General features: G+C 61.3%; 12 protein-coding genes and 1 pseudogene. 9 read left to right on the top strand and 4 right to left on the bottom strand.

The genetic code is table 11. The features are described 5' to 3' along the window. Positions 1-50 precede the first annotated feature (50 nt). From QM649_RS03575 to QM649_RS03545, 7 genes and pseudogenes are all read left to right on the top strand, one after another. Positions 51-1322, top strand: coding sequence for a glycoside hydrolase family 18 protein (locus tag QM649_RS03575; protein WP_415197637.1), 1272 nt, complete (start codon positions 51-53; stop codon positions 1320-1322). Between the two features lie 56 nt (positions 1323-1378). Next, a complete protein-coding gene (locus QM649_RS03570) occupies positions 1379-3040 on the top strand; it encodes a lipase maturation factor family protein (RefSeq protein WP_415197636.1) in 1662 nt (553 codons plus the stop codon). Further along, entirely contained in the window at positions 3033-4451 is a 1419-nt protein-coding gene (locus QM649_RS03565) for a phytoene desaturase family protein (protein ID WP_415197635.1), read from the top strand. Before QM649_RS03570 ends, QM649_RS03565 begins: the two co-directional genes overlap by 8 nt. Positions 4452-4503: 52 nt before the next feature. Further along, the gene (locus QM649_RS03560; protein WP_415197634.1) at positions 4504-4974 is read left to right on the top strand and encodes a DUF4126 family protein; all 471 of its coding nucleotides are present in this window, start codon (positions 4504-4506) and stop codon (positions 4972-4974) included. A gap of 134 nt (positions 4975-5108) precedes the next feature. Further along, positions 5109-6776, top strand: a pseudogene (gene treS / locus QM649_RS03555) (maltose alpha-D-glucosyltransferase); the annotation flags it as partial. Between the two features lie 45 nt (positions 6777-6821). Next, positions 6822-8060 (top strand): hypothetical protein, encoded by a 1239-nt coding sequence (locus tag QM649_RS03550; RefSeq protein ID WP_415197633.1) that lies wholly within the window; start codon positions 6822-6824, stop codon positions 8058-8060. A 25-nt stretch (positions 8061-8085) separates the two neighbouring features. After that, complete coding sequence (locus tag QM649_RS03545; protein ID WP_415197632.1) at positions 8086-8790, top strand: mechanosensitive ion channel family protein; 705 nt, start codon at positions 8086-8088, stop codon at positions 8788-8790. 7 nt (positions 8791-8797) lie between these two features. Here QM649_RS03545 and QM649_RS03540 read toward each other — a convergent pair whose 3' ends face one another. Both QM649_RS03540 and QM649_RS03535 read right to left on the bottom strand, forming a co-directional pair. After that, positions 8798-9775 (bottom strand): quinone oxidoreductase family protein, encoded by a 978-nt coding sequence (locus QM649_RS03540; RefSeq protein WP_415197631.1) that lies wholly within the window; start codon positions 9773-9775, stop codon positions 8798-8800. Positions 9776-9886: 111 nt separating this feature from the next. Beyond that, a complete protein-coding gene (locus QM649_RS03535; RefSeq protein ID WP_415197630.1) occupies positions 9887-10870 on the bottom strand; it encodes a glycosyltransferase family 2 protein in 984 nt (327 codons plus the stop codon). Positions 10871-11208: 338 nt separating this feature from the next. Between QM649_RS03535 and QM649_RS03530 the strand changes: the two genes are divergently transcribed. Both QM649_RS03530 and QM649_RS03525 read left to right on the top strand, forming a co-directional pair. Then, complete coding sequence (locus tag QM649_RS03530) at positions 11209-14637, top strand: carboxypeptidase regulatory-like domain-containing protein (RefSeq protein WP_415197629.1); 3429 nt, start codon at positions 11209-11211, stop codon at positions 14635-14637. 129 nt (positions 14638-14766) lie between these two features. Next, on the top strand, positions 14767-15174 hold the full coding sequence (locus tag QM649_RS03525; RefSeq protein WP_415197628.1) for a VOC family protein: 408 nt from the start codon (positions 14767-14769) through the stop codon (positions 15172-15174). On the opposite strand, the gene QM649_RS03520 is transcribed toward QM649_RS03525, so the two are convergent. Both QM649_RS03520 and QM649_RS03515 read right to left on the bottom strand, forming a co-directional pair. Then, the gene (locus QM649_RS03520) at positions 15171-16226 is read right to left on the bottom strand and encodes a threonine aldolase family protein (protein WP_415197627.1); all 1056 of its coding nucleotides are present in this window, start codon (positions 16224-16226) and stop codon (positions 15171-15173) included. The two genes, QM649_RS03525 and QM649_RS03520, sit on opposite strands and share 4 nt — an antisense overlap. Before the next feature lie 55 nt (positions 16227-16281). Beyond that, positions 16282-18381, bottom strand: coding sequence for a S9 family peptidase (locus QM649_RS03515; protein WP_415197626.1), 2100 nt, complete (start codon positions 18379-18381; stop codon positions 16282-16284). Positions 18382-18398 lie beyond the last annotated feature (17 nt).

The raw sequence follows: 18398 nt of genomic DNA, 5'->3' as shown, positions 1-18398 counted from the left end.
ACCGTCTTTTAGGTATGAGATTGACTGCCGTTCTGCCCCGGTTGCTGTCCTTGACTGCTTTGGCGATGCTGTCGCTGCAGGGAACATGGTTGCATGGCCTGAGTCTTCCGTTCCATCACAGGAAGCCTGCGCGTCCCATGGTGGTGGGTTATTTCCCGCAGTGGGGGTTGTATGCGAAGAATCCATACACGGTAAAGGCGATCGTGGCGAGTGGCGCTATCCGCAGGCTTGACCAGATGAACTATGCGCAGGGCTTCGTCACGAACGGGCGCTGCTCGGTAGCCGATCCACGCGCCGATCTCGGTACGACCTACTCCGCCGCTGAGAGTGTGAGCGGGCGCGCGGACAATCCTGCATCGCCTTTCCGCGGCTACTTTCACCAGGTGCAGGAGCTCAAGCGGCGCTATCCGAAGCTCAGGGTGCTGATCTCGCTCGAGGGCAATCCAAAGGACTTCGCCTTCGATGCGCAGCCGGAGAATCGGCAGGCATTCGTTGCGTCCTGCATCGATACCTTCGTTCGTGGCAACTTCGCACAGGGCGTGCATGAGCCCGGTATTTTCGACGGCTTCGATATCAACTGGGAGTTTCCGCATGAAGCGGACGCGGCCAACTATCGTGCGTTGCTGGAAGAGTTCCGCCGCCAGATGAACGCAGTGCGTGGCGGTATGCGTCTCTCGGTCGCCGTGGGACATTCGCCGCACATGTCCGGCGGCACGGATTTCGGCGAGATCGCGAAGATCGTCGACCAGGTGGCGGTGATGAACTATGACTACTCCGGCCCATGGAGTCACAATACCGGCTTGATCGCGCCGCTCTTCACCGATCCGAATGACCCACATCACGACAGCGTGGAACAGAATATTGCCGAGTACGAAGCGGCGGGTGTGCCGAGCGAAAAGATCCTGATGGGCCTGCCCTTTTACGGCTACAGCTGGACGGGCGTCGCCGAGGATCACGACGGCCTGCACCAGCCCGGGCAGCCGGTGCATGAGGACCAGCCCTACAACGCCATCGCCGCCCTCATCCCTACGTCCACCGTCTATCGCGACCCGCAGTCGCAGGCTCCATGGCTCTATGACGGCAAGACCTTCTGGACCTACGAGGACGCAGTGTCTGTCCGCTACAAAGCCAGCTTCGCCGCAGACAGGCATCTCGGCGGCATCATGATCTGGGAGTTGAGTGGAGACACGAGTGACGGCATTCTGCTGAACACCGCGTACAAGGCTCTGCGCGATCCGATCCGTGCCGAGGCGTTCGCACGCGCGGTGAGGCCGGCGGAGGCGGAGGAGTCGCAGGCGACTCCCGTGGCGACAGCCGAGTAATTCGGAAGCGCAAAGAAAGGCAGCGGCTATTCTGATTGCGCACGGGTAAAGCCGTTATGACACGCGAATCTTCAGCGTCCGCCTTCACCGTCTCGCAGCCGCGTGCGTGGCTGCAGTGGCTCTTCGCGCCCAATCTGTCAGGGCATGGACATCTCATCGCGCGCTGGCTCTTCCTGCGTGCCCTTGCACTCATCTACTTCTCGGCGTTTTATTCGCTTGCCTTCCAGATCAAGGGGTTGATCGGTCCGGAAGGTATTCTGCCGGCGGCGCAGTATCTCCCGGCGGTGGCCCGCGCATTAGGCCCGGCAAAGCTCTGGTTTGCGCCGACGCTGCTCTGGCTCTCGTCCGGCTCGGGCATGCTTATGGCTCTTTGCTGGATCGGCATGCTCGCCGCGGTGATCGCGTTGCTGAACCTGTGGCCGAGGCTGAGCTTCTTTGTCTGCTTCCTTTGCTTCCTGTCGTTTGTCACGGCAGCATCGGATTTCTCCAGCTACCAGTCGGACGGCATGCTGCTGGAAGCGGGCTTCCTCGCGCTGTTCTTCGCGCCGCGGGGTCTGCGGCCCGGATGGGGTGAAAATACGCCGCCCTCGCGGGCAAGCCTCTTTCTGTTGAAGTGGGAGTGGTTCCGGATCTACTTCGAATCGGGGTTGGTGAAACTGCTCAGTGGCGACGAGCAATGGCGGAATTTCACCGCGATGGATCAGTACTACCAGAATGGCCCGCTGCCTACGTGGGTCGGATGGTATATCGAGCACCTGCCGCACGGTTTTCACGCCACCACCGTGGCGCTGACGCTGGGGATGGAGCTGGGCATCGTGCTCCTGCTCTTCTGCCCGCGCAGGCTACGGCTGGTCTGCTTCTGCATTGTCACGCCATGGGAGATGGGCGTGATCCTCACCGCGAACTACACCTTCCTCAACTATCTCGTTCTCTCGCTTGGCATTCTTTTGCTCGATGACGGCTGGCTGCGCCGCTGGGTGCCGCAACGACTGAAGCCGCCTGCCGCGGTTGTGCCGCCCGAAGAGACGCTGCCGGAGCCCGAAGCTCCGCTTTCGATTACGGCTACTGCGTCAGGGCTGGTCGGTCCTGTTGTGAATCACACTGCTGCTCTGCGTCTTGCCGTGAGCGCCGTAGCGCTCACCTGGATCGCATATGTCACCACGGCAAAGTTCGCTCTTATTCCGTTTCACGATCTGCCGCTGCCGCTGGAGCCTATCCGCGCCCTTGAGCCTTTTCGCATTGCGAATCAATATGGCCTCTTCGCGGTGATGACGCGTGGACGTTATGAGATCGAATTTCAGGGATCGAACGACGGGCAGACGTGGACAGCTTATCCCTTCCGCTACAAGCCGCAGGCCCTTTCCGCGCGGCCCGGTATTTATGCGCCCTATCAGCCGCGTTTCGACTGGAATCTCTGGTTCTCCTCGCTCGGGGACTGGCGGCAGAATCAGATCGTTCCTCTCACCGAGGAGCATCTGCTCCAGAACGATGCTGCGGTGCTCGGCCTCTTTCGTTCGAATCCATTTGCTACGGCCCCGCCAAAGTATGTGCGTGCGGTGCTTTGGCAATACTGGTTTACCTCGGCCGCGGAGAAGCGGCAGACAGGGAACTGGTGGCGGCGCGAGCTTCTCGGCCTCTATGCTCCGGAGTTGACGACGACTCCCGGAGGTGAGGTGACGGTCGTGGCGATGCCTACGGAGCTTCCACCGCATGAGTAATCACACCTCGATCATCGGATCCGGTCCCAATGGTCTCGCGGCCGCCATCGCCATGGCGCAGGCCGGTTATGCCGTCGACGTCTTCGAAGCGGAGCAGATCCTCGGCGGCGCCTCCCGCACGCTCGAATTGACGCTGCCCGGCTTCCGCCATGATTTCGGCTCGGCGGTGCATCCCATGGCTGCCGGATCGCCATTCTTTCGCAGCCTCCCGCTCGCCGGGCACGGCCTGCGCTGGGTGCATGGGCTCTCGGCGCTTGCTCATCCGCTGGACGATGGCACAGCCGTTGTCCTCGAACAGGATCTCAACGAGAGTGCTCGTCTGCTCGGCGAGGATGGCCCCGCGTGGCGCCGGATGACCGAGCCGCTGGCCCGTAACTGGGATGCCTTCGCCAAGGAGATCCTTGGGCCGTTGCCCCTTCTGCCGCGCCATCCGCTGCTGCTGGCCGGTTTTGGCATGCGGGCGCTGCTGCCCAGCACCATCCTCGCGCGCTCCAGCTTCCGCAGCGAGCGCACGCGGGCCCTTTTTGCCGGCATGGCCGCCCACTCGTTTCTCAGCCTTGATGCTCCGCTCAGCTCGGCCATTGGCATCGTGCTCGCCGCTTCGACGCACGCGGTTGGCTGGCCGGTTCCAGCCGGAGGCGCGCAGGCGATCCCGGACGCGCTTGCCGGCTATCTGCGCAGCCTCGGCGGCGCGATCACGACAGGGAAGCGGATCGCCTCGCTCGACGATCTGCCCGCATCCGGCTCAGATCTGACCTTTTTCGATACCGCTCCCCGCCAGCTGGCCTCCATCGCCGGATCGCGTCTGCCTGCATCCTTTCGGCAGCGGCTCCAGAGATTCCAGCCCGGGCCGGGTGTCTTCAAAATCGATTACGCGCTCTCCGAGCCGATCCCATGGACGGCTGCCGACTGCCGCCGCGCCATCTGCCTGCACCTGGGAGGTTCCTTTGCCGATATCGCACGTTCCGAGGATGCGATGGCCCGGGGCCGCATCAGTGACCGTCCGTTCATGATCCTTGCGCAGCCCAGTCTGTTCGACCCGTTGCGCGCGCCGGAAGGGAAGCACGTTGTCTGGGTCTATTGCCACGTCCCCAACGGCTGCACGGTGGATAGGACGGAGGCCATCGAGCGCCAGATCGAGCGATTCGCCCCCGGCTTCCGGGATTGCGTCCTTGCCCGTCACGTCTCGACACCGGCCGACCTCGAGGCGGCGGACGCCAACCTGATCGGCGGCGATATCAGCGGCGGCGCGATGAGTGTGGCCCAGACCTTTCTGCGCCCGACATGGAAGCAGTACGCCACACCCGATCCGAGCCTTTACCTGTGCTCGTCTTCGACGCCACCGGGCGGGGGCGTGCATGGCATGTGCGGTTATCGCGCGGCGGAGCTGGCTCTGCGCCGCCGAAGATAGCGAAGCGAATGTGCCTTGCCGGGCATCGTAAAAGGGACGGAAAGAGGACACGATGACAGTTGCTTTGCTCGGAGCGTTTCTGATTGCCTTTGTCTGCGGCTTGCGTTCAATGACGGCTCCAGCGCTTGTCTGCTGGGCCGCGCACCTCGGGTGGATTTCACTTGCCGGCTCGCACCTCGCCTTTCTCGGACACCCGGTCGCGCTGGTGATCTTTACCCTGGGCGCTATCGGCGAGCTGATTGCCGACAAGCTGCCCTTTGTCCCCCGACGCACCACGCCCGGCCCGCTTCTGTTTCGGATCGTCCTGGGGATGGTGTGCGCGGTAGCCTTTGCCATTTCCGGGGGATTTTCCCCGATCGCCTTCGGTTTTCTCGGTATTGCCGGTGCAATCGCCGGTGCTTACGCCGGTTATGGCTGGCGCAGGTCCACCAGTGGCTCTGGCCGTATCGCTGACTGGCCCGTGGCGCTGCTTGAGGACCTGGTCGCCGTTGGCGGCGGCCTGCTGATTGTGTCCCACCTGTAATCGCAGTGCTTTTCACAGTCGACCATCCGCCCCTCTCCCGCATCACACTGCCTGTACTGGCTTAACAGGAACAGGGCGGCGTGCGTCCTGAGGTAAAGTGGTGACGCCTACGGCGCATGGAGAGCACGAGAACGATGGCGACTGGTACGACGAGAAAGCTGCGCACACCGGGGAGTGTCTCTGACCCTCTCTGGTACAAAGACGCGATTATCTACGAACTGCACGTGAAGGCCTTCGCCGACAGCAACAACGACGGCATTGGTGATTTCCGCGGCCTGATGCAGAAGCTCGACTTCCTCACCGATCTCGGTGTGACCTGCATCTGGCTCCTGCCGTTCTTTCCGTCGCCGCTTCGTGACGACGGCTACGACATTTCTGACTACATGAACGTGCACCCGAGCTACGGCACCGTCGAGGATTTTCAGCGATTCCTCGACGCAGCGCACGAGCGGGGCATCCAGGTGATGATCGAGCTGGTCATCAATCACACCTCCGATCAGCATCCCTGGTTCCAGGCCGCCCGCAACTCGCCCGCCGGTTCGCCTGCACGCGAGATGTACGTCTGGTCAGACACGGATCAACTCTACAAGGACGCCCGCATCATTTTCACAGATACGGAGAAGTCCAACTGGTCCTGGGATCCGGTCGCGCAGGCGTATTTCTGGCACCGCTTTTTCTCGCACCAGCCGGACCTTAATTTCGACAATCCGCGCGTGCTGGAAGAGGTGATCAAGGTCCTGCACTTCTGGCTCGACATGGGTGTCGACGGCCTTCGTCTCGACGCCATCCCGTATCTTGTCGAGCGGGACGGCACCAATTGTGAAAACCTCGCTGAGACGCACGTGGCGATCAAGGCGATACGCGCGGCGCTCGATGAGCGCTACGAGGGCCGCATGATTCTTGCCGAGGCGAACCAGCCCCCGGCCAACGTTCGTGCATACTTCGGCGACGGCGATGAATGCCACATGGCCTTCCACTTCCCGCTGATGCCGCGCATCTACATGGCGCTCAGCCAGGAAGACCGTCTGCCCATCACCGACATCATGGCGCAGACGCCGGAGATCCCCGAGAGCTGCCAGTGGGGGATGTTCCTGCGCAATCACGACGAGCTCACGCTCGAGATGGTCACCGGCGACGAGCGCGACTACATGTACCTGGCCTACAGCGCCGATCCGCGCATGCGCATCAACGTCGGCATCCGCCGCCGCCTTGCTCCGCTGATGGATAACAACCGCCGCCGCATCGAACTGCTGAACAGCCTGCTCTTCTCCTTCCCCGGCACGCCGATCCTCTACTACGGCGATGAGATCGGCATGGGCGACAACATCTATCTCGGCGACCGCAACGGCGTGCGTACGCCCATGCAGTGGTCGGGCGATCGCAATGCAGGCTTCTCGCGCGCCAATCCTGCCAAGCTTTACAGTCCGGTCATCATGGACCCGGTCTGGGGCTATGAGGCGATCAACGTGGAGGCGCAGCAGAGCGATCCTTCCTCGCTGCTGAACTGGATGCGCAACATGATCGCGCTACGCAAGCTCTTCCCGGTCTTTGGCCGCGGCACGCTGCGCTTCCTCGAGCCACTGAACCGCAAGATCCTCGCATATATCCGCGAGCTGGAAGGCGTGCAGGTGCTTTGTGTCGCGAATCTCTCGCGCTTCTGGCAGCCCGCGGAACTTGAGCTTGCCGGGCTCGAAGGACTGATCCCCGTGGAGATGCTGGGCTACGTCGAATTTCCCGTGATTACAAGCACCCCCTACCGGGTCACACTTGGCCCGTACGAATTCCTTTGGCTGGAGCTGCAGCAGGGAGTCGGCGCCGGACACGGCAACGCGTAAGGATAAGGAGCGATGGCAAGATTCGAGCTCTCGGAAGAGACACGAAAGCGGATTGAGGAGATCGGCAGCGCGGAGCTGGTCGTTGGCATCGCCGGGGCGGCGCCGCTCGATCAGCTGACAGAGAAAATATCCGGATGGTTGAGGCGGCTTCCGTCGGCCCCGGCCCGTACTGTCGTGGTCTTCGGCGGTGTGCAGGAGATTGCTTTCCCCCCTGTCGAGCTCGAAGGCGTGGAGCTTCTCCCGTTTATCCCCGCACCTCACGATCCCTCTCTCGGACCATGGGCAGAGCTCACCGGCGCACAGATCACGGTGATGAACATCGCCGCGCTCCTGCAGGCTCGGGCCTGCGTGGTGCTGCATCCCGACCTTGCTGTGCTCGAGGATGCAGGTTCGACACAGTTTGCCGCGCCGATCCTTGAGGGCGGATGCGACCTGGTGATGCCTGGGTATCCCGAGGGCAAGTACGACGGCCTGTTGAACAAGGGGCTCGTTGTGCCGTTGGCTGGAGCCCTCTGCGGGCGGCGCGCGCATACACCGCTGGCGTATGATTTCGGCGTATCGACACGTCTGCTCGCCAGGCTGGCTGCCGCTGCGCAGCGCCCGGGCTCGGTGCCACGGCTCCTCTGGCCTTCCATCTTTGCAGGGATGGACGGCGGAGAAATGTGCGAAGCATCGCTGCATGTGCGGCACAGTGTGCAAAGCGAAGGGCTCGAGCTCAGCGCGGTTCTGGGATTGTTGGCCGGGTCGCTCTTTCAGGAGGCTGAGATCAACGCCGCGCAGTGGCAGCGGGTGCGCGGATCGCAGATCATGCGTGTACTTCCGCCCGTGGGAGATGCGCCGCCCGAGTCTTCCGAGGCTGCTGCTCCCGATCCGCAGCCGCTCATCGATTCTTTCGTCCTTGGCTTTCGCAACCTCGAAGAAGTCTGGAGGATCGCGCTGCCGCCGATCTCGCTCTTTGAGCTGCAGAGGATTTCCAGGCTTCCGGCGGCGGAGTTCCATATGCCGGACGAGTTATGGGCACGCATCGTGTATGACTTCGCGGTCGCCTGGCATGTGCGGAGAATCGGGCGCACACACCTGCTGGGCGCCATGACTCCGCTTTATCTGGGTTGGGTCGCTTCTTACGTGCGAGGCGCGGCACAACTTTCGACGGCTGAGGCGCAGCTTCGCGTCGAGCAACTCGCGCAGGCTTTCGAGGCCAGCAAGCCCTATTTCGTATCGCGTTGGAGATGGCCGGATCGCGTCAGCTGATCTGCCGGACCGAGGAGGATTCGCCATGTGGAAGCAGATTCAACAGGCACTGCAGGACTCGATGAGCCGCGTGACGACAAAGATCGCCATGCTGTTGCCGGGCATCCTTGCATTCATCGTCGCGATGCTGATTTTTCTTGTCCTCGGCTGGCTCTTCTCATGGCTGGTACGGACGGTGCTTACAAGCCTGCGCTTCGATGACCGCCTGCGCAGCGGCTCGGAGACGCTTGCCGAGTGGTCGCCCACGAGCACGCCGACGACGCTGGCGACGCGCATCGTCTTCTGGGTTTTTGTCGCACTCGGTGTGTTTGTTGGTGTCTCCGCATTTGACGCAGCTTCGGCTGAGCCGGCGATCACGACCTACGTCTTCCCGTATCTGCCGCACATCTTTGCCGCGGTGCTGCTGCTGTTCATCGGCAATGTGGCAGGGCGCTTTCTCGCGCGCAGTGTGCTGATCACTGCGGTCAATCTCAACCTGCAGTATGCGCGCCTGCTCAGCACCGGTGTGAAGTGGCTGGTGCTTATCCTGACGACGGCCATGGCGCTCGACCATCTTTCGATCGGTGGCCAGATCGTGGACCTTGCCTTCGGCATTCTCTTCGGCGGCATTGTGCTCGCGCTCGCGCTGGCGATCGGACTGGGCTCGCGGGATCTTGTCAGCCGCTCGCTCGAACGCGAGAGCGCCCGGCCGGTCGAGCCTGTTCCTGCCGAGCGCCTGCAGCACTTCTAGTCCCCGGCTAAGGGATCAGCAACACCTTGCCCGTTGTCTTCCGGCCTTCGAGGTCAAGGTGCGCCTGTGCCGCCTGGGCGAGCGGGTAGTCGTGCTCGGTGCGGACCTTGAGCCTGCCGGAGTTCACTGCTTCCAGAACATCCTTGGCACGGCTCAGGAGCTCCTCGCGCGTGAGCACGTAGTGCTTGAGTGTTGGCCGAGTGACATAGAGTGAGCCCTTGCCGGAGAGCTCGATCAGGTCGAACGGCGGCACCGCGCCGCTCGACGCGCCGAAGAGCGCGACCAGTCCGCGCGGGCGCAGCACATTCAGGGATTTCTCGAAGGTCGTCTTACCCACGGAGTCGTAGACCACATCGACGCCGCGCCCTTCGGTGAGTTCGCGCGTGCGCGCCTCGAAGTCTTCCTGTGTGTAGAGGATCGTCTCCGCCGCTCCGGCCTCGCGCGCCAGCTTCGCCTTCTCCTCGGTGGAGACGGTAGCGATGACGCGTGCGCCGATCTGTGTGGCCATCTGCGTCAGCAGCAGTCCCACGCCGCCGGCCGCGGCATGCACCAGCGCCGTGTCCCCCTTCTTCAGTGGGAATGTGGAGTGGACAAGGTAGTGAGCGGTCATGCCCTGCAGCATCACGGCAGCCGCAAGCCGCAGGTCGATGCCCTCGGGCAGGGGAACGAGCTTGTCCGCGGGCGCGACCGCGTATTCCGCATAGGTGCCTACAACATTGCACCATGCGACGGCGTCGCCCGGTTGGAACTCCGTAACTCCCTCACCTACAGCCTCCACGATGCCCGCGGCCTCCTGGCCATTCACGAAAGGGAGAGGGATCTTGTAGCGGCCTTCACGCAGATAGATATCGATAAAGTTGACCCCGGAGGCGTGAACCTTGATCAGCGCCTCTCCGGCCTTGGGAGTGGGAATCGGGAGATCGACGAAATCCAGGACTTCAGGTCCGCCGGTGTGGGCAATCTGGATGGCTTTCATGCTCATCATGATGATTGTTCTATCGGTGAGGATGTCGAAAATGCAACTTCGACAGGAAATGAAAAGAGCCGCCTCGAGGGGCGGCTCTTTTCTGCGGATTGGGGTTCTACTAATCCGCGATTAATCGTGAAGAATGCTGGGCTCGCCGGGGGTGCGCAGCCGCACGAGGCGGTCGATCGTATAGGGCGCACGCTGCGAATTCGTATGGTAATGGCGCACCTGCAACTCGCCCAGCAGGCCGATAGCCAGCATCTGGATACCGCCGAGAATCAGGACGCCTGCAATTACGAACCAGGGGCCGTGCTGATCCATCACGTGCTGATGGGTGAAGATCTTCAGCACGCCCAGGGCGAAGGCGATCATCGTACCGAAGAGCATGCCCAGGGCGCCGAAGACACCAAAGAAGTGCAGCGGGCGGGTCATGTACTTCAGCAGGAAGCGGATTGTGAGCAGATCGAAGAAGACGCGGAAGGTGCGGCCGATGCCGTAGTGCGACTTGCCCTTCAGGCGATTGACGTTCTTGATCGGAATTTCGCAGATGCTTGCGCCATACCAGGCGGCCAGCGCCGGGATGAAGCGATGCATTTCGCCGTACAACGGGACATTATGGATAACCTCGCGGCGATATGCCTTGAAGGTCGTGCCGAAATCGTGGATGTCCACGCCTGAGAGCTTGGCCATCAGCCAGTTGGCGCAGCGCGAAGGGAAGCGGCGCATGACGAAGTTGTCGATGCGCTCTTTGCGCCAGCCGCTGACCACGTCGTAGCCCTCTTCCAGCTTTTCGAGGAAGTTGGGGATCTCAGCGGGATCGTGCTGCAGGTCGCCGTCCATCGCCAGGATGAAATCACCCTGCGCGTGGTCGAAGCCCGCGGCAAGGGCCGAGGTCTGGCCGAAATTGCGGCGCAGCTTTACCACCAGGACGCGGCTGTCGACCGCGGCGATCTCTTCCAGCAGCTTGTAGCTGCGGTCGCTCGAGCCGTCATCGACGAGTACCAGCTCGAAGCTGTCCCCCACCTGCTCCATGACAGCCTTGAGCCGGTCATACATGGCGGTGATGTTCTCTTCTTCATTGTGGAAAGGGACGACGATCGAGTACTTCGGCATAGACCTAATTCTACCAATTTTCCACGGGTTGCCCGGAAGGAGTCAGGAGGGACCAAGCAGAGTACTCACCTGAGAGGTGAGCTGTCTAGTGCCCAATAGGTTATCAGAATACTTCGCATAAAGGTAACCTGATCCCCCGTTGGTTGTATGAATTCTTGCTTGCATCAGTGTCCAGTTGTCTATACGTTATGGACACAATACGACCGGCACCCCCCAGGCCGGCAAAAAAGTGCCGTAAAGAAACAGCGATATGTGTCCACCTGTGTCCCGTCTTGCTGTGCGAATTTCTTTCTGCTGCACGGTTAAAAAGAACGACCTGTTTTCGGAGGCAACACGATATGAAACGTATCTCCACATGTCTCATGTGGGTACTCATGCTGGTGACGGCGTGTATTCCGGCGATGGCGCAGACTGTCACCGGATCTATTCGCGGTACCATCACCGATCCCAGCGGTGCCATCGTCCCCAATGCGAAAGTGACGGCAACCAATACCGCTACCAGTGTGAACACGGTAGCGACGACCAATGGCGCGGGCGAATACTCGGTCCGCTTCCTGCAGATCGGCCAATACACCATCACGGTGGAGGCCCAGGGCTTCAACACCGCCCACTATGGCCCCTTCGCCCTGGAAATCGACCAGGACGCCAAGATCGATATTCCGCTCACCGTCGGAAATACCAGCACCACCGTCACCGTGAAGGAAGAACTGCAGCCCATCCTTCAGACGGAAAACGCGACCAACGGTGAAACCTTCACCGAGAACACCATCAACAGCGTGCCGCTCAACGGCCGCGATTTCACCCAGCTCACCGCTTTCACGCCCGGCGCGGTTGTGACCGGCTATGGCAGCTTTGGCGGCGCGAACTCGACGGAGCGCTCGACCGGCGACGCCAACGAAGCCAATGTGAACGGCAGCCGTCAGCAGTCGAACAACTATCTGCTCGATGGCCAGGAAATCAACGAGAACATCAACAATACGGTCGGTTACACGCCCAGCCCTGACTCCATCGAGCAGATGCGCGTGGTTTCGTCGAACGCGAATGCCGAATTCGGCAACGTGAACGGCGGCGAAGTGCTGATGGTCATGAAGAGCGGCAGCAATAAGTTCCACGGTAGCGTTTTTGGCTTCCTGCAGAACGACAACCTGGACGCCAACTCCTGGGCCAACGACAACAACGTCACACCGATTGCCAAGAACCCCTTCACCCAGGCTATTTTTGGCGGCACCTTTGGCGGTCCGATCATCAAAGACAAGCTTTTCTTCTTTGTTGATTACGAAGGCATGCGGTACCACACTGGCGGCGAAACGGACTACAGTCTTGCCACACCCGCGATGTTGAAGGGCGATCTCTCTAACCTCTATGACATTAATTCGAGCGGCGGTATCCAGCTTTACGACACCCAGACCCTGCAGGCCAACGGAACACCGACGCCTTACGCGAATAATCAGGTTCCGGTAAACAGCCCTATCGCCCAATTTCTCGCGGCGCACCCGAACGCATATCCCGCCCCGAACAACGCAACTGACGATCCCACCGGGGTGTACAAAAACTTCGTGGGTCCTTCAGGCACCTTCCAGACCAACGACCAGGGCGATGTCAAGATCGACTACCATCCCCGGCTCAATGATGTCATCTCGGGCCGCTATTCGCAGGGCTACGCGCAGAACGCCACTACTCACGATCCGCTACCGGTAGAGTTTCCCAGCGCCTCGAACTATCCCGATCACCTGGGTACTCTCAACTGGACTCACACCTTGTCGCCGGCCATTGTGAACCTGGCGCGCGCCTCCTACTCGCGCATCCAGTTCAACAGTGGCGTCACTACCGATCCGAGCGGCATCTTCGGCCTGGATGGCAATTCCATCGTTGGCATTCCCAGTAAGGCGCAGGAGACTGCGGGCTTCAGCTCTCAGAGCTTCTCGACCAGCTCGGCAACGGGTATGCCGAGCGATTTCGGCACCAACCCGACGCCGGAAGTCTTCGTCGACAACGTCTTTGAATATGCAGACGATCTCACCTGGCAGTACCAGAAGCATCTCTTCAAATTCGGCGCCTCGTTCATCCGCTACCAACAGAACAGCTTCTATCCCGGTAATGATGGCGAACTGGGCAGCTTCAGCTACGATGGCCAATACTCTACCTACGGTACGGCTGCGTATCCCTTCGCTGACTTTCTGCTCGATCGCGTGAACTCGGCTTCGGTCGGCGCGGTCACCGGTCTGACCGGCCAGCGCCAGTGGCGTGATGGCATCTTCGCCCAGGATGACTGGAAGGTTAGCGACAAGCTGACCCTGAACCTCGGCCTTCGCTGGGAGTTCGACCAGCCCATCTACGAAGTGAACAACAAGATGGCCAACCTCAACCTGGCGACCGGTGCGGTGGAGTATGCGGGAGTCGACGGCAACAGCCGCGCCCTCTACGATCCCTATTATGCGCAGGTTCAGCCCCGCTTTGGCTTTGCCTATGCGATCACGCCCCGCTGGGTGATTCGTGGTGGCTACGGCATCACCAGCTACTTCGAAGGCATGGGCGCGAATCTTCGCCTAACCCAAAACCCGCCCTTCCACACGGACTACCAGGAAACCGGAGTCAATCCCAGTACCAACAGCACTACTGGAGTCTATTCTTCGGGAACCTATTACATGGCGTCGAATGGTTTCCCGACGACCACGCCTCCCACCACTACTTTTTATGCGTGGCCGAAGGATATGAAGCCTTCCTCGACGCAGGAAATCACCCTCACCACCGAGTACCAGCTGGCCGCCAATACCTCGGTGCAGCTCGGCTACGTCGGCATCCTCGGCCATCACCTCACCAATCCTTACTGGGGCAACCAGCGCCCGTCGCCCGACGTGCTTGGTCCCTATGACAGCCTCGTCGGCACAGTAAACGGCGAGAATTACGCCGCTGGTACCAACCCGGACCCGTCGACGGTCGACACCGGTGTCGTGAAGATCAGCGCCACCAATGCCGCCAGCAACTACAACGCCATGCAGGCGGTCTTCCGCCAGCGCCTGACCGATGGTCTGGAGCTGACGGCTAACTACACCCTGGCCCACGCGATGACCGACAGCTTCGGCTATTACGGTGTGTCGAACATCAGCGGCGGCTACTACCAACAGAATGCCTACGACATGCGTGCCGAGTGGGGCGACGCGGGTTTCGATATCCGCCAGGCTCTGAGCGTCTCGGGTGAATATGCTCTGCCCTTCGGACGTGGCCGCCAGTTCGGTGCCAATATGAACCGCGCGTTTGATGAAGCTGTCGGCGGCTGGAAGCTGGCTCTGACCGACGTCACCTACACGGCCTTCCCGCTGACCGCGGGTACGACCTCTAACTACTCCAGCAAGGTCTACTCGGCGACGGCTCGTCCGGAACAGTATCGTCCCCTTCACGTGACCGGCCGTTCCCTGGCCGCATGGTTTGGAACGGCTGTGCAGCCCGGCGGCTCGGAAGCGGCCTGCTCTGTCGACACCAACAATGGAACGTGCGTTTTCGCACCGCAGCCGAGCACCACCTTCGGCAACGTTCGCCCGATGACCCTGCGCGGCGATGGTTACGAGCAGGTCGATGCGGCCCTCTCCAAGTCCTTTCCGATCTGGAAAGAGCACGCTTTGGCCTTCCGTGCCGACTTCTTCAACCTGCTGAATGTCGCGAGCTACAGCGCGCCAGATGGCACGGTTACCGACTCGAACTTCGGCCAGATCACAGGCACGAATTCCACCGAACGCCGTATCCAGCTCTCGCTGAAGTACGCGTTCTAATCGGATAGACCTTCCGTTGCGCGCCTTCGGGCGTCGCGGCGGTTCTTCTGAGCACAAGGCCGGGAGGCGATCTCCCGGCCTTCTTTTTTGCCTTCACGCGTTTTGCTACGCTTGCCTGCGGAGGATGCGATGGCCTTCGATCTGCGTGGTCTCTGTCCGCTGGTGCAGGTGTATGACATGCCGGAGTCGATCCGGTTCTACTGCGAGTTGCTCGGGTTTGAGATCGTCGACCATTCGCCTCTGCTCCCGTCCGGCAGTTTTCACTGGGCATGGCTGCGGCAGGGCGAGGCTGAGCTGATGCTCAACACCGCTTTTGAGTTCGATGACGAGCGGCCGGCTGTTCGCGATCCCCAATGGTGCGCTACGCATGGAGATACAGGTTTATTTATCGCCTGCCCGGACGTGGACGGCGTCTATCGCGCACTCAAAGAAAAAGGGCTCCCGTTAAAGGAGCCCCGTGTTGCGCCTTATGGAATGAAGCAGCTCTATCTCCGCGATCCTGACGGATACACGCTCTGTTTTCAGTGGAAGGCTTAGCGCACAGCCTCTGCGGTGATCGCGAGCGCCTGCTGACAGGCTTCGCGCGAGACGTCGTGGTGGGTCACAAAGCGGATCTGGTCGGCTGCTGCGGCTGCTGCCAGCACGCCCTTCTGCTTTAATCTGGCGAGAATCTGGGATACATCCGCAACGCCGCGAAGGCGGAAGATGACGATGTTGGTCTGCACCGCGTCGAGATCGATTTCGACTTGCGGCAAGGCGGCCAGTCCCTCGGCCAGCAGGCGCGCGTTGCTGTGATCTTCGTGCAGGCGCTGCGGCATCTCTTCGAGCGCGATCAGCCCTGCGGCCGCAAGAATGCCGGCCTGGCGCATGCCACCGCCGAGCATCTTGCGCACGCTGCGCGCCCGTTCAATGAAGCGCCGGCTGCCGACAAGCACGGAGCCGACAGGGGCACACAGCCCTTTCGAGAGGCAGAACATCACGCTCTGGAAGCCGCTGGTCAGGGTGGCGACATCGATGCCAAGCGCCGCGGCGGCATTGAACACCCGCGCTCCGTCGAGATGCACCGGGATACCGGCATCGCGCGCGCCGTGCCAGATTTCTTCGTACACGTCGAGGGGCGTCACCGTGCCGCCGGCCATGTTGTGTGAGTTTTCCAGTTCAATCAGCCCGGTCTGCGGCCGGTAGTAGAGCTTCGGGGCGATGGCCGCCTTGATCTGCTCCCAGCGCAGAACACCGCGCTCGCCGGGAATAGTGCGCAGATGGCAGCCGGAGATGGCGGAGACCGCTGCCATCTCCCAATCGACGACGTGGCCGCGCGCCTCGCAGATGACCTCCTGCCCCGACTGCGTGTGCAGCTTGATTGCAATCTGGTTGCCCATGCTTCCGGTCGGCACGAAGATGGCCGCTTCGCGTCCAAAGACCTCCGCAGCCCGCGCCTCGAGGCGATTGACGGTAGGGTCTTCACTGTACACATCGTCGCCGACCTCGGCTTCGGCCATGGCCGCCCGCATCGCGGCGGTAGGCTTCGTAACGGTATCGCTGCGCAGGTCGATTACCGGCGAGGAAAGAGTCTCTGCTTCACTGGCCATATTGCATCCTTAACTGGGGAATAAAGGGCGCGCAGGCAGAACGCGCCCGGATCGGTTAGTTTTCTACGCCAAGCTCGCGCAGGAGGAATGCGTAATCCATCGCGATTTCTTCGAGGTAATCATAGCGGCCGGATGCGCCCGAATGTCCGGCCGTCATGTTGGTGTGGAAGAGCAGAGCGTTGTCGTCGGTCTTGAGCGCGCGCAGCTTCGCAACGTACTTTGCCGGCTCCCAGTACATCACCTGGCTGTCGCGGAGTGAAGTCTTTACCAGCATGGCAGGGTAGGCCTTCGCTTCGACGTTGTCGTACGGCGAATAGCTGAGCATGTAGCGGAAGGCCTCAGGCTCGTTCGGATTGCCCCACTCCTCATACTCGGGAACGGTGAGGGGCAGCGACGCATCGAGCATGGTGTTCATCACGTCGACGAAGGGTACGTGCGAGAGCACAGCGCGGAAGATGTCGGGCCGCAGATTGCTCACCGCGCCCATCAGCAGGCCGCCCGCGCTTCCACCTTCGATGGCGACTTTCTTCGCATCGCCATAGCCCTCGGCAACGAGGAACTCAGTCACCGTGATGAAGTCGGTGAAGGTGTTTCTCTTCTCCATCAGCCGGCCGTCGTCGTGCCACTTCTTACCGAGATCGCCGCCGCCGCGAATATGCGCATAGGCCATCACGAAGCCACGATCGAGCAGGCTTAGTCGGTTGCTGCTGAAGTTGTTGGGCAGTGAGTAGCCGTACGAACCATACCCATAGATGTAGAGAGGATTCGTGCCCCGCTGGAAGCGGTCGGCGCGATAGACCAGGGACACCGGGACCTTTACGCCGTCGGACGCCGTGGCAAAGAGCCGCTCCGAGCGGTACAGCGTGCGGTCGAAGCCGCCCGGTACATCCAGCTGTTTCAACAGGACGGACTCACCGCTCGCCACGTCATATTCATACACGGAGCTCGGCGTGACCAGGGACTGGTATCCATAGCGGAATTTGTGCGTCTCAAAGTTACGATTGATGTGCGGATGCGCGCTGTAGGTCGGCTCAGGGAAGGGAATTTCCTTTGCGGCGCCCAGGTCCGCGTTCTCTCCCGTAAAAGGGAGGATACGCAGATGCGGTAGTCCCAGCGTGCGCTCGCAGGAGACGAGGAATGAGGCGAAGAGGTCGATCTCTTCGAGCATCGATTCCTCGCGGTGCGGCAACACCTCTTTCCAGTGCTCACTCGAGGGCGTATCTACCGAGGTGGTCACCAGACGGAAGTTCCGGCCCGTGTCATTCGCGCGGATATAGAAGAGCCCGTGGCGGTGGTCGATGTAGTATTCGAAATCGTCGCGCCGGGGCTCGATCAGCTGCCATGTGCCTGCCGGGTCATCCGAGCGCAGGAACCGGTTCTCCGTAGCCGTGTGGCTCGAGCTTTCGAGAACTGTGTAGACGCCATCCCGCGTGCGGCCCGCGCCGATGTTGAAACGTTCATCCTTCTCTTCGTAGACCAGCACGTCTTCGCTGTGCGGTGTGCCGAGCGTGTGGCGGAAGAACTGGAACTGGCGCTTCTGCTGCTCATCCTCGACCGTGTAGTAGAGGGTGCGGTTATCCGCTGCCCACACGACCGAGCCGACGCGTTCCACCCGCTCGCCGAGCAGTTGTCCGGTGCGCAGATCCTTCACCTGCAGCGTGTACTGGCGGAAGCCCTTATTGTCGATGGAATAGGCCAGCAGGTTGCCGTCGTCTGAAACGTTCAGGGCGCTTACCGCCATGTAGGATTCGTGCTTTGCCAGCTCATTGATGTCGAGCACGATCTCTTCCGGCGCAGCATCGCCGGGGAAGCGATCGAGGTCGTCCGTCACAGCTGCTTTGCGGCAGTAGATCGGATACTGCGCGCCTTGCTCCGTGCGCGAGTAGTACCACCAGTGATCGTCGCGGAAGGGAACCGATACGTCGGTCTCCTTGATGTGGCTCACCATCTCCCGGTAGAGCGTTTTCTGCAGCTCGGCCGTGGGCTCGAGATTCGCGGCCGTCCATGCGTTTTCGGCTTCGAGGTAGGCAATCACCTCGGGACTGTCTTTCTCGCGCAGCCACGCGTAATCATCCACCAGCGTAGTGCCATGCAGGGTCGTTTCGGTGTGCCGGATGGCGGCGACGGGAGGCTTGAGGTCTGTGCGGTTCGACATACCCTTCTAGGATATCG

This window comes from Silvibacterium sp. (genome assembly GCF_047605705.1).
Lineage (GTDB): Bacteria > Acidobacteriota > Terriglobia > Terriglobales > Acidobacteriaceae > Silvibacterium.
This window is presented reverse-complemented; position numbering and strand designations above follow the sequence as displayed.

What these genes read in the sequence shown, in the direction of transcription:
- QM649_RS03570 (WP_415197636.1), top strand. Translation starts at nt 1,379, where the DNA reads ATGACACGCGAATCTTCAGCGTCCGCCTTCACCGTCTCGCAGCCGCGT.
- QM649_RS03565 (WP_415197635.1), top strand. Translation starts at nt 3,033, where the DNA reads ATGAGTAATCACACCTCGATCATCGGATCCGGTCCCAATGGTCTCGCG.
- QM649_RS03560 (WP_415197634.1), top strand. Translation starts at nt 4,504, where the DNA reads ATGACAGTTGCTTTGCTCGGAGCGTTTCTGATTGCCTTTGTCTGCGGC.
- QM649_RS03550 (WP_415197633.1), top strand. Translation starts at nt 6,822, where the DNA reads ATGGCAAGATTCGAGCTCTCGGAAGAGACACGAAAGCGGATTGAGGAG.
- QM649_RS03545 (WP_415197632.1), top strand. Translation starts at nt 8,086, where the DNA reads ATGTGGAAGCAGATTCAACAGGCACTGCAGGACTCGATGAGCCGCGTG.
- QM649_RS03540 (WP_415197631.1), bottom strand. Translation starts at nt 9,775, where the DNA reads ATGATGAGCATGAAAGCCATCCAGATTGCCCACACCGGCGGACCTGAA.
- QM649_RS03535 (WP_415197630.1), bottom strand. Translation starts at nt 10,870, where the DNA reads ATGCCGAAGTACTCGATCGTCGTCCCTTTCCACAATGAAGAAGAGAAC.
- QM649_RS03530 (WP_415197629.1), top strand. Translation starts at nt 11,209, where the DNA reads ATGAAACGTATCTCCACATGTCTCATGTGGGTACTCATGCTGGTGACG.
- QM649_RS03525 (WP_415197628.1), top strand. Translation starts at nt 14,767, where the DNA reads ATGGCCTTCGATCTGCGTGGTCTCTGTCCGCTGGTGCAGGTGTATGAC.
- QM649_RS03520 (WP_415197627.1), bottom strand. Translation starts at nt 16,226, where the DNA reads ATGGCCAGTGAAGCAGAGACTCTTTCCTCGCCGGTAATCGACCTGCGC.
- QM649_RS03515 (WP_415197626.1), bottom strand. Translation starts at nt 18,381, where the DNA reads ATGTCGAACCGCACAGACCTCAAGCCTCCCGTCGCCGCCATCCGGCAC.